This window comes from Streptomyces sp. NPDC021749 (genome assembly GCF_040640655.1).
In the GTDB taxonomy this organism is placed as follows: Bacteria; Actinomycetota; Actinomycetes; order Streptomycetales; family Streptomycetaceae; genus Streptomyces.
The window spans coordinates 108,622-120,086 of sequence record NZ_JBFACE010000025.1 but is presented as its reverse complement, the minus strand read 5'-3'; the positions used below and the strand labels follow the sequence as shown (position 1 = coordinate 120,086).

The 11,465-nt window shown below is 72.2% G+C and carries 7 protein-coding genes and 1 pseudogene; 2 read left to right on the top strand and 6 right to left on the bottom strand.

The window, feature by feature from the left end; translation table 11 throughout:
• The 3 genes from AB0G35_RS23870 to AB0G35_RS23860 form a co-directional block, all read right to left on the bottom strand.
• A partial coding sequence (locus tag AB0G35_RS23870; RefSeq protein ID WP_360952935.1) for an AMP-binding protein occupies positions 1–790 on the bottom strand: 790 nt, incomplete at its 3' end.
• A gap of 80 nt (positions 791–870) precedes the next feature.
• Positions 871–2,499 carry a cation acetate symporter gene (locus tag AB0G35_RS23865; RefSeq protein WP_360952932.1) on the bottom strand — a complete coding sequence of 543 codons (1,629 nt, stop codon included), beginning with the start codon at positions 2,497–2,499 and terminating at the stop codon, positions 871–873.
• Positions 2,496–2,948 (bottom strand): DUF485 domain-containing protein, encoded by a 453-nt coding sequence (locus tag AB0G35_RS23860; protein ID WP_360952929.1) that lies wholly within the window; start codon positions 2,946–2,948, stop codon positions 2,496–2,498. Before AB0G35_RS23860 ends, AB0G35_RS23865 begins: the two co-directional genes overlap by 4 nt.
• A 569-nt stretch (positions 2,949–3,517) precedes the next feature.
• On the opposite strand from AB0G35_RS23860, the gene AB0G35_RS23855 reads away from it, so the two are divergent.
• Both AB0G35_RS23855 and AB0G35_RS23850 read left to right on the top strand, forming a co-directional pair.
• On the top strand, positions 3,518–6,355 hold the full coding sequence (locus AB0G35_RS23855; protein ID WP_360952926.1) for an AAA family ATPase: 2,838 nt from the start codon (positions 3,518–3,520) through the stop codon (positions 6,353–6,355).
• 128 nt (positions 6,356–6,483) lie between these two features.
• Positions 6,484–6,981, top strand: a complete 498-nt coding sequence (locus AB0G35_RS23850; RefSeq protein WP_360952923.1) for a hypothetical protein — start codon at positions 6,484–6,486, stop codon at positions 6,979–6,981.
• Between the two features lie 269 nt (positions 6,982–7,250).
• Here AB0G35_RS23850 and AB0G35_RS23845 read toward each other — a convergent pair whose 3' ends face one another.
• From AB0G35_RS23845 to AB0G35_RS23835, 3 genes and pseudogenes are all read right to left on the bottom strand, one after another.
• Positions 7,251–10,154, bottom strand: a complete 2,904-nt coding sequence (locus tag AB0G35_RS23845; RefSeq protein WP_360952920.1) for a BTAD domain-containing putative transcriptional regulator — start codon at positions 10,152–10,154, stop codon at positions 7,251–7,253.
• 297 nt (positions 10,155–10,451) lie between these two features.
• A pseudogene (locus AB0G35_RS23840) lies at positions 10,452–10,571 on the bottom strand (polyprenyl synthetase family protein); the annotation flags it as partial.
• A gap of 129 nt (positions 10,572–10,700) precedes the next feature.
• Positions 10,701–11,333 carry a response regulator transcription factor gene (locus tag AB0G35_RS23835; protein ID WP_360952917.1) on the bottom strand — a complete coding sequence of 211 codons (633 nt, stop codon included), beginning with the start codon at positions 11,331–11,333 and terminating at the stop codon, positions 10,701–10,703.
• Positions 11,334–11,465 lie beyond the last annotated feature (132 nt).

Below are 11,465 nucleotides of genomic sequence, written 5' to 3'. Positions count from 1 at the left end.
TGTAGAGGATGAACAGCGGGTGCTCGGCGTCGAACGCCTCGGGGGTGTGCGTCTCGCTCTGCCGGTCGACGATCTCGTGCCACCACACGTCGCGGTCCCCGTACCAGACGGTCGCCCCGCCCGTGCGGCGGACCACCAGGACGTGTTCGACGGTGGGGCACTTCGTCACCGCACGGTCGATGGCCGGCTTGAGGGCGGACGCCTTGCCACGGCGGTAGCCGCCGTCGGCGGTGATGACCAGCTTGGCGTCCGCGTCCTGGATGCGGGCGGCGACCGCTTCGGCGGAGAAGCCGCCGAAGACGACCGAGTGGGGGGCGCCCAGGCGGGCGCAGGCCAGCATGGCGATGACCGCTTCGGGGATCATCGGCAGGTAGATCGCGACCCGGTCGCCCGCGTGCACGCCGAGTTCCTGCAGCGCGTTGGCGGCCTTGGCGACCTCGCGCTGCAGCTCGGCGTACGTGATCGCGCGGCTGTCGCCCGGCTCGCCCTCGAAGTGGAGGGCGACCCGGTCGCCCAGGCCGTTCTCCACATGGCGGTCGACGCAGTTGTAGGCGACGTTCAGCTTGCCGTCGGCGAACCACTTCGCGAAGGGCGGGTCGGACCAGTCCAGCGTCTCGGTCGGAGCCACCGCCCAGCTGAGACGGCGGGCCTGCTCCGCCCAGAAGCCGAGCCGGTCGGCGGCGGCCTTCTCGTAGGTGTCGGCGGTGACGTTGGCATCCGCCGCCAGGTCGGCCGGCGGGGCGAACCGCCGTTCCTCGTGGAGGAGGTTCGCCAGGCTTTCGTTGTTCACGACGTGCTGTTCCTTGGAGTCGTTCGTCGGGTGGGGATCACGTGGTGCGCTGCAGTGCGACGGCGTCGCGGGGCTGGGGATCAGTGCGCGCCGGCTCCGGTGAGGGAACGGACTTCCAGCTCCGCGTACTTGTCCGGGTCGGTCTCGCGGGAGGCGAGGGTGCCCAGCCAGCCGCACAGGAAGCCGATCGGGATGGAGACCAGGCCGGGGTTCTCCAGGGGGAACCAGTGGAAGTCCACACCGGGCACCAGCGACGCCGGGGTGCCGGAGACGACCGGGGAGAAGATCACCAGCACCACCGAGGTCAGCAGTCCGCCGTAGATGCTGCACAGCGCGCCGGTGGTGTTGAACCGCTTCCAGAACAGGCTGTACAGGATCGTCGGCAGATTGGCCGATGCGGCGATGGCGAAGGCCAGTGCCACCAGCGCCGCGGTGTTGAGCTTGTCGGCGAACATGCTCAGTACGACGGCCACCATGCCGATCCCGACCGCGGCGAACCGCGCCGTTCTGATCTCCTCGCGCTCACTCGCCTTCCCCTTGCGCACGGCGTGGGCGTACAGGTCGTGGGCGAAGGAGGCGGACGAGGTGAGGGTGAGGCCGGCGACCACCGCCAGGATCGTGGCGAAGGCAACCGCGGAGGTCATCGCCAGCAGTGTGGCGCCCAGGGAGGATCCGGGGCCGCCGCCGAGCGCTTCGGCCAGCATCGGCGCGGCCGTGGTGCCCGCCGGGTTGGCGGCCTCGATCGCCGAGTGCCCCACCAGCGCCGCCGCGCCGAAGCCCAGCACGAGCGTCATCAGGTAGAAGGCGCCGATGAGGGCGATCGCCCAGTTCACCGAGGTCCGGGCGGCCTTGGCGGTCGGCACCGTGTAGAAGCGGACGAGGATGTGCGGCAGGCCCGCGGTGCCCAGGACCAGCGCGACGCCGAGACTGATGAAGTCCAGCTTGGTGGTGGGGCCGGCGCCGTACTTCAGGCCGGGCGAGAGGAAGGCAGGGCCCTTGCCGCTGGCCTCCGCCGCCGAGCCGAGGAGCGAGGAGAGGTTCCACCCGAACTTGCTCATCACCAGAACGGTCAGCACCAACGTTCCGGCCATCAGCATCGCGGCCTTGACGATCTGCACCCAGGTGGTGCCCTTCATGCCGCCCACGACGACGTAGAGGATCATCAGGATGCCGACGGCCAGGATGATCCATTTCCTGGGCGCCTCACCGGAGACGCCGAGCAGCAGGGCCACCAGGGAACCCGCGCCGACCATCTGCGCGAGGAGGTAGACGACGGAGACCACGATGGTCGAGACGCCCGCGGCGGTGCGCACCGGCCGCTGGCGCAGACGGAACGCGAGGACGTCGGCCATGGTGAACCGGCCCGTGTTGCGCAGTGGTTCGGCCACCAGGACCAGCGCCAGGATCCAGGCGACGAGGAAGCCGGCGGAGTACAGGAAACCGTCGTACCCGAAGAGCGCGATGGTGCCGGTGACGCCCAGGAACGAGGCGGCCGACATGTAGTCGCCGGAGATGGCAAGGCCGTTCTGGAATCCCGAGAACGAGCGGCCGCCGGTGTAGAAGTCCGTGGTGCCCTTGGTCTGGCGGCTCGCCCACAGGGTGACGCCCAGCGTGGCCGCCACCACGGTCAGGAACAGGCCGATCGTCAGCCAACGGCCGCCGTCCGCATCCGGGGCGGCCAATGCTGTCTGCGGAAGAGAAGTGATCATGCCGTGGTCCCCACCGCCGCGACGTGGCTGTGCGCACGGATCCGGGCCTGCTCGATGCCTTCCTTGATCTGTTCCGCGAGCGGGTCCCGCCGGCGGTTCGCATGCCGCGTGTAGAGCCACGCGGCGAGGAAGGTCGCGGCGAACTGGGCGAGCCCGAGGAAGAGCGCGACGTTCAGATTGCCGACGACCTTGCCGGCCATGAGGCCGGGCGCGTAGCTGGACAGCAGGACGTACAGCAGATACAGGCTGAGCACCGCGGTGGTCGCCACTGCGGCGAACGCCCGCTGCGAGCGCCGGAGTTCGCGGAACGGCCGGCCCTGCTGTGCTGTCCGGAACACCGTGGCGGTGTGGTCGTCCATGGCGGTGTGGTCGTCCGTGGCGGGCGGGGTTCCCGTGTTGCCGGGCGCGTCGGCCGTGGGGCTACCGGGAGGGGAGGCGTGCGTGGTCATGGACCTTTCCAGTGGTGGTGCTCGGCGTGGCCCGGCGACCGGACCGGCCACGGGGCTGTGGTGCTCGCCGGTTCACGGCGGCGGTGAACGGGCTCCCCCGCCGGTCGGTGAGCGGCAGGGAGACTCAGGTCGGCGCGGAGTGCGGGACGGCATGAGCCGACTCCTCCAGCTGCGCGGTGTTGCACGGCATCCGGCCGCATGACCTTTGTTCAGCCAAAGTGTGGGGCTTGACCGGCCACGATGGATGACGGGCCCCACCGAAGGATTAAGGGACCGCTGTACTGGTCAACGCACCGAAAGCTCTCCGCGGCCGCGGTCCGTTGCCAACCGTCCCGGCCCCTTACCGGAAAATTATCGATTCCTTACACGCCGACGTCACGCTTCTGGGCAGAGCTGCCGGCCCCGTCGAACGTGGCCCCTGCATGTCGCCGTCGGGCCGGCCGCTCCACAGCCAGGTAAGACAGCGTGTCCCCCGCCACCGGATGGGGGCCGCCCTCCAGACAGTCGTGGTGTGACATGCCGACCAACCCCGCAAAGACCGCTTCCGACGCGGAACGGGGCGCGGTGCGATGCTGATCGGGCGGGAACGGGAACTGAGCGCGCTCACCAGACTGCTCGGGGACCCGTGGAACGGCAGTGACTCCGCGGTCATCAGCGGGGGATGGGGAAGCGGGAAGACCGCACTGTTGCGGGCCGCCCTGGCGGGCATCCGCCAGGACCCCGGGACCTGCGTCGTCTCGGCGGTCGCGGACCCGCTGGAGCGCGACCTGCGCTTCGGCGTGGTCCGCCGGCTCTTCGCGCACCTGGGCGCGGAGGACCCGTCGGGTCCGCCGTTCCGCGACTGGGCTCTGGACCCCGTCCGGGTGCTCGCCCCCTGGGCGCAGCGGCCGGACGGGGCGGCGTCCACGGTGACCGGGCAGGACGCGGAGGCCCTCGGCGGCCTGTACCGGATGTGCGTCCGACTGGCGGGTGAGAGACGGCTGTTGATTGCCGTCGACGATCTGCAGTGGGCCGATCCGCACTCCCTCCTCTGGCTGCGGTACCTGCTGCGCAGGGCCGACAACCTGCCGCTGCTCGTCCTCGCCACCCTCGGTCCGGGGGATGCCCATCCGCACGCTGCTGCCGTGGCCGCCGTCGAGCCGCTGTTCCAGCACCGGCTGACGCTCGACGGACTCGCCGACGACGCCGTCGAGGCCCTGGTGACCCGGGTTCTGGGCGAGGCACCGGAGCAGCCGTTCACCGTCGCCTGCCGGGAGGCCACCGGCGGCAACCCCCTTCTGCTGCACGCCGTGCTGCGCGGGCTCCGGACTTCCGGGCAGCGCCCTCGGACGGAACTGGCGGACCGGCTCGCCGGCCTTGTCCCGGCAGACCTGGGCCCGGCCGTGCTCACCCGCATGCAGGAGGTCGATCCGCACGCCGTGGCCACGGCCCAGGCCGTCGCGGTGCTCGGGGGTGCGCCAGGCATCGACCTGATCACGGGGGTCACCGGCCTGCCGGAGCCGGCCGTCGCGGACGCCGCGCACCGGCTGGTGGGCACGGGTTGGATGACCGGGACGGAACACGGCCTGTCCTTCGCCTGCGACGTCCTGCCGGCGGCGGTCTCCGCGGTGGTGCTGCCGAGCCGGCGGAGGGGCCTCCACCTCCGGGCGGCCCGGCACCTGCTGGCCCACGAGGCTCCGCTGCTCCGGGTGGCCGATCATCTGCTGCTCAGCCCCCTGGGCGAGCCGTGGGTGCCCGAGGTGCTCGGCCGGGCGGCGACGCTGGCCGCGGAGCAGGGCGAGGACGCGCGCGCCGCCGCCTTTCTGCGCCGCGCCCTGCGCGAGGAGCTCACGCCGGAACTGCAGGCGGCCTTGTTGGCGACGCTGGGTGAACTGGAACTCACCTCCAGCCTCCCGGCCGCCGTCCGCAATCTGGAGCGGAGCCTGGAGCTGTCCACGGACCCGGCGAAGCAGACCGCCACTGCCCGTAAGCTGGCCGGCGCGCTCCTGGCCCTCGACCGGCACCCCGATGCGCTGGAGACGTTGCGACGCACCGCCGAGGCTGTCCGGCGGACGGATCCCGCCCAGGCCATGCGGCTGGAGATCGACTTCATCCACACCAGCCTGAGCGAGGCGACTTCGGCCCCGGCCGTGGTGCCCCGGCTGATGGAGCTGGACGTCTCCGACGCGGCCGGCAGCGCTGTGCAGCGGCCCCTGGCCGCCCTGTTGAGCCTGCGTGCGGCCATGGCGGGAACGTCCACGCGGGAAGTGGTGACCCTGGCCCGGCTGGCGCTGAGCCGGGGCATGACCCCGGAGGACGACGAGTCCGTCGTCTACACCAGCGCGGTGATCTCCCTGGGAGCCGCCGGGGAGACGGAGTTGGCGCTGTCGTACGCCGACGCGGCCGTCCGGGCGGCGCACACCGGGACCTCGGCCTTCCACTTCGCCCACGCCCTCACCACCCGGGCCAACATCCACTGTCGGCTCGGCCGTCTCGCGGACTGCCAGGCCGACGCGGAGGCCGCGCTGGGAGCACTCGGCAGGATCGGCGTCGGCCCGTGCCACGGCCTCAGCACGTTCGCGGTCACGACGCTGGCGGAAACGCTGGTCCGGCAGGGCAAGCTCGCCGACGCCGAGGACCTGCTGGGACGCGGTGACTTGACGGGCCGGCTGAACGGCAACTGGATCAACGACTATGTGCTGATGGTGCGTGGCTGGCTTCGCTGCGCCCAGGGGCGGTTGGAGGAAGGGCTGGCCGACTTCCTGCTGTGCGGTGAGCGGACCCGCGCCCGCGGGATGCCCAACCCCGGTTTCTTCCCCTGGCGTTCGGAGGCCGCGTTGGTGTACGCGGCGCTGCGGCAGGGCGAGGCGGCCAGGGCGCTGGCGGAGGAGGAGCTGCGGCTTGCCCGTGTCTGGGGCGTGCCCGAGGTGACCGGTGTGGCCGTACGCGCCCTGGGAGTGGTGATCGGCGGGCGGGAGGGACTCGATCTGCTCGGCGAAGCCGTACGGCTCCTCGACGCCGCGCCCGCGCGGGTGCGGTACGCCCAGGCGCTGGCCGACTGCGGTGCCCTCGCCCGCAAGGTCGGCCGGCTGTCCGAGGCCCGGGCGCACCTGCGGCGGGCCATGAGTGTCGCCCATGAGTGCACCGCGACGTCGCTGGCCGACCAGGCGCTCGCGGAGCTGCGTGCCGCTGGTGACCGGCCGCGCACCCGGACGTTCCACGGCGTGGGAGCACTGACCCCCACCGAGCGGCGGGTGGCGGACCTGGCCGGCCGGGGGATGACCAACCGCGAGATCGCCCAGCGCCTCTTCGTCGGTCTGCGCACCGTTGAGGTGCACCTGACCAACGTGTACGGGAAGCTCGCCATCGACGGCCGCGCGGGGCTCGCACGGGCGCTGACGAACTCTGGTGCAGAGGAGCAGATATGACTGTCCATCAGCTGGAATTGCCAGCCCCGGAGATGCCTTCGGTACCGACCGCGACATGACCGCGCCCCCCGGTACGTACCTTCGTCGACTCCCCACCTTTCGCCTTTTCCCCTACCGAGGAGAGACCCATGGGGCTCATCAAATCCACCACGGTGGCCCAAGCCGCCGAGGCCGTACGGCAGTCCGATCCGCTCGCCCGCCCGGTGGTGACCCTGGGCGTGGGGTCGGGACGCCATCCGTTCCTGTCCGCGCTGCTGTCCGGCGGTATCGCCGACAACGACAGCTTCCTCGTCACCCTCACCGACCGCTCCGTGCTGTTCCACGAGGTGGCATCGACGGGATACCGGCCGGGGAAGCTGCGGTACGCGATCGAGCGCGAGCAGGTCCACGGGCGGATCGGCGAGGTCCGCCGGCGCCCTCTGTGGACTACCTTCCGGTTCCGGTTCCCCGTGGACACCGAGGCTGTCTGGCTCAACGTCCGCCGCGCCTGGCGACCGGAGATGGACCGGTTCCTCGACGCGCTGCACGAGGACCGGCTCCGCGCCGAAGCGATCGAGCAGCGGGACTCCGGTGAGCCCGGAAATCCGGAGAACGGGCAGGACGGCTTCCGGGGCGCTTCGTCATGAACCCGCTTCCCCGCTCCCGGCCGTCCCGTGGCCGTTGGGTACCCCTGGCCCTGACCGTGGCCGTGGTCAGCGGCTGCGGTCTGGCCGGCGAGCCGGCCGACTCCCCCACCCCGAGCCCCCCGCCGAGCATCACACCGCCGCCGCTCCCTCCCCCGGGCGACAGGGTTCCGGAGGGGCCTCCCCCGGAGGGAAACCGGCTGCCGCACACCGTCGAGGTGGCCTGGCCCGCCGCGGCCCCCGGGCACCGGGCCGCCGGGCCGGACGGACCGTCAGTGCTCGGTACCCGCTGCGGTCCGTTGACCTTGCGGGGCTGACGGGCTGGGCGCCGCGAGGCGGTTGATGAAGGCACGCGCCCGTTCCTCGCCCGTGGGATCACCGAGCTGAGCCAGGGCGGCCCCTCCCTCCGCCGCACACGTACGGGCCTGACCCGGCCGGCCGACGGCGGCCAGCGCCGAGGCGAGGGACAGCAGCGTATGGGCGCGCTGGGCGTGCAGTCCGTGCGACCGGCAGACCGCGAGCGCCGTACTGTACTCCGTCACCGCTTCGTCGTGCCGGCCGAGTTCCGCCAGTGCGTCGCCCAGCACGCGTTGAGCCAGGGCGATGCCCACCGGATTGTCCGCGGGCGGGCAGAGGGCAAGGGCGTCCCGGGCGGCCTCCAGCGCCTGGTGCGGCCGGTCGAGCGCGAGCTGGGCGTGGGCGAGGCTGACGGAGACCTGGGCGGCCATGCCCGGCTCGCCGTTCTCGCACGCCAGGGCGTGCGCGCTCCGGTAGTGGCCGATGGCCTCGTCCAGGCCGTCCGGCCGCGCAACGGCGACCACCCCCATGGTGTACACCACACGGGAGGCCAGTACCCGGTCGGCGGTGTCGAGCGTCTTGTGGGCGCGGGCGGCCAGCGCGGCCGCCTCCTCGTGGTGCCCGATCCGCGCGCAGGCGACGGCCGCCGCGACACAGCTGAAGACGGTCGCGAGCCGCTCCCCGTGGTGGTCGGCGACGCGCAGCAGCGTATGGGCCAGCTGATGGATGGCCTCCCACGGCAGACAGAAGTCGGTGAACGGCATGAGCAGCGCCAGCAGAGCCGACAGGGTGCGGGTGTCCTCCGCGCTCACCGGCCGATAGGGGTGGTGGAGGATCTGGCCGGCGACCGCCAGCATCGCGGGGAGCTCGTGCAACATCCATTCCTGCGCGTGGAGCGCGTCGGTGAACGCCGCGACGCCCGGCATGCCGTCCGGATCGACGGCGTCCGGCAGCCGGCTGTAGGGCCGCTCGGCACGCATGGCGCTGCTGGTCCCGGTGAGGTAGAAGCGGGCGACGCGGCTCAGGGCCGCCTGCCGCGTGGCGGAGGGGTCGGTGTCCAGGGTCCGGTGGCGGGCGAACAGCCGCAGCAGATCGTGGTAGCGGTACCGGCCGGGTTCCCCGGGTTCCAGCAGGCCCTGGTGGGCCAGGGCCTCCAGGAGCGCCTCGGCCTCCCGCCGGTCGCACTGCAGCACCGCCGCTGCGGCGGCCGGGGAGAGGTCGGGCACCTCGGGGATGGCCAGCAGCCGGAAGGCACGCGCCTCCGCGTCGTGCAGCGACGAGTAGCCGAGGTGGAAGACCGATTCGACGGCCAGGGTGCCGGCCTCCAACTCGCCCAGCCGCTGCGAGCGGTCGCTGAGCCGCTCGGCCAGCGTCGCGAGCGTCCAGCGCGGACGGGCCGCCAGGCGGGCACCGACGACACGGACGGCCAGCGGCAGCATGCCGCACGCCCGCACCAGGTCGCGGGCGGTCTGCTGCTCCTGAAGGCACCGCTCCCTGCCGGCCATCCGCTCCAGGAGGGCAAGGGCCTCCGGCTCGCTGAACGGTTCGAGCGCGGTGCGGCTGGTCGCCGGGAGGCACATCAGCGCCGTCCGGCTGGTGATCAGCACGGCGCTCCCGGCGGTGCCCGGCAGCAAGCTGCTCACCTGCTCGGTGTCCGCGGCGTTGTCCAGCAGGAGCAGCAGCCGGCGGCCGGCCATCCGCGAGCGGTACAGCGCGGTGCGCTCCTCCCGCCCACTGGGCACATTGCCGGCCAGGACCCCCAAGGAGCGCAGGAACAACTTCTGCACCTCATGGGGATGCGCGTGCTCCCGTCCGGCCCCGCGCAGATCGACGTAGAGCTGGCCGTCGGGGAACTGCTCCCGCATGGCGTGCGCGGCGTGCACGGCCAGCGCGGTCTTCCCGACGCCTCCCATGCCGTGGATCACGCAGATCACCGGAGCGGTGGCGTCCGCCCGTGCGGCACCGGCCAGGGCGTCGCGCACGTGCCGGCTCTCCTCCCTGCGGCCGGTGAAGTCAGGGAGGTCGGGCGGGGCCTGCGCCGGCGGCACCCAGATCGGCCGGTCCGTCCCGGCGGCCGGGCCGGGTGCCGGGGACGCGGTGACCGCATCCGGCGGCGGTGCCAGTGTCGGATCCGCTTCCAGGATGCGCTGATGCAGATGTACCAGCTCAGGGCCGGGATCCACGCCCAGCTCCGCGGCGAGGTGCCGTCTGGCCGCGGTGTACGCGGCCAGCGCGTCCGCCTGCCGGCCGCAGCGGTACAACGCAAGCATCTGCAGCGCACGCAGCCCCTCGCGCAGCGGATGTTCGTCGGCCAGCGTGAGCAGTTCCCCGACGACTCGGGTGTGTCCGCCGAGCTGGAGTTCCAGGGTCAGCCGCGCCTCGACGAGGAGGAGCCGGTACTCCACGAGGCGGTCCCGCTGCCTCTGGGCGTAGGGGCCGGGCACGCCCGTCAGCGGAGTGCCGTCCCACAGCGCCTCGGCCTCGGCCAGGATGCGGACGGCCGGCTCCAGATCCCCCTGGCTCCGGGCCGCCTGCGCCCGGGCATAGAGCCGTTCGGCCCGGGAGACGTCCAGCGCCCCGTCCGGCAGGTGCAGCGCGTAGCCGCCGGGGACGGAGACCAGGGCCTCGGGCGCGGCGGACTCGCTCTCCTCCAGCACGGTGCGCAGCCGTGAGATGTGGTTGCGCACCGCGACGTGCGCGCTGGCCGGCGGCTCCGGTCCCCAGACGTCCCGCACCAGCTCGTCCGCGGAGGCAACCTGGCCGCACCGCAACGTCAGTGAAGTGAGCACCGCGCGCCGCTGTGCCGGTCCGGTGTCCAGTTGCCGCTCACCGCGCCATGCCCTCAGCGGACCCAGCGCCGCTATCCGCAGTCCCCCCATGCCCTGCTCCAACGTTCCGGCCCACGGCATCCGTCATCGATCCACCTGTCATCGGTCATTGGCTGAGAACCGAGGGGCGGTCACTTGCCGGGAAGCTCTGCCCGGTGGGCATTATCCCTGGAAGCGCTTTCAACGGCCCGGAGTGTCCGCTGGTCGGAACAGGGCGGGCGGGCACCCCGGCCCTCCGCCGTGGCGGGTCGGCCCTCACGCACGGGCGCCCGCCGGCGGTCGCCGAAGTAAGCGGCACCCACTGGCCGTTGGTCCTCCCGTAGGTCACCATCCGGGTGCACCGCCTTGCGGGTCTCTCCAGACACCCAACAGGTCGCCAACGGCTCGGAAGACCACCCCAAGATGCCGGCCGGCTCGTGCAAGACCTGCGACCGTCGCCGCCGGTGCGCCGGCGAGCACGGCACCCAGACCGGTTACGTGACGCCGTCTCCCGATGGGCGCCGGGAATCCGCCGCGCCGTGAGCGCTCGGTGGCGAGGGGCGGTGCCCGAACGACCTCCGGGACCTGCCCGCCCCTACCGGTTGTGCGGTGACCTGCTCACATCACGCCCGTTCGGAAGGCGTACGCGACGGCGTGGGCCCGGTTGCGAAGCTGCAACCTGCTCATGGCCCCGTGGATGATGTTCCTGATGGTCCGCTCCGAGTAGTTCAGCCGCTCCGCGATAGCGGTGGTCTCCAGGCCGTCGGCGAGCAGCTTGATGACCTCCACCTCCCGGGTCACCAGACCGGTGGTCGTCAGCCCGATCGGCGTCAGCACGTCCGACTGGACCGTCCGGGCCCAGTCGAGCAGCCAGGCCGCCCCCTGTGCGGGCAGTTCGGCATGCCCCTCCCTGGCCCCTATGACGGCCCGCAGCAACCGCTCGGTGCTCACCTCACGGCGCGGGATCAGGCTGATCAGACCGCAGTTGACCGCGCGTAGGAGATGCTGCTTGTGCACGATGTCCCCGACCAGTACCACGCGCATCCGCGGGTTGGCCGCGTCACGGACTGCCTGCTCGACGGAGTCCAGGGTCTCCCCGGTGATCTCACCCGCGAGCACCAGCAGCACGTCGGCCTCGGCACTGCGCTCCGCGGCAATCAGACTGACGGTGGGGTACGGCCGTAAGAGGGTGGCGGCCCCGGCGCCGCTGAGGGGATCGTCGGCCAGGATGGTGAAAGAAACGCTCTCCAACACTTCTCCTGTTTGGCGCCTGGGTCTCCTACGGGCCGTACGCGCGCCACTGGACGGGCATATGACGGATCTACGCTCCACCACAGGGAGCGGCGTCCGACCGCGAGAAGCACACTAAAGACCACCCCCAGC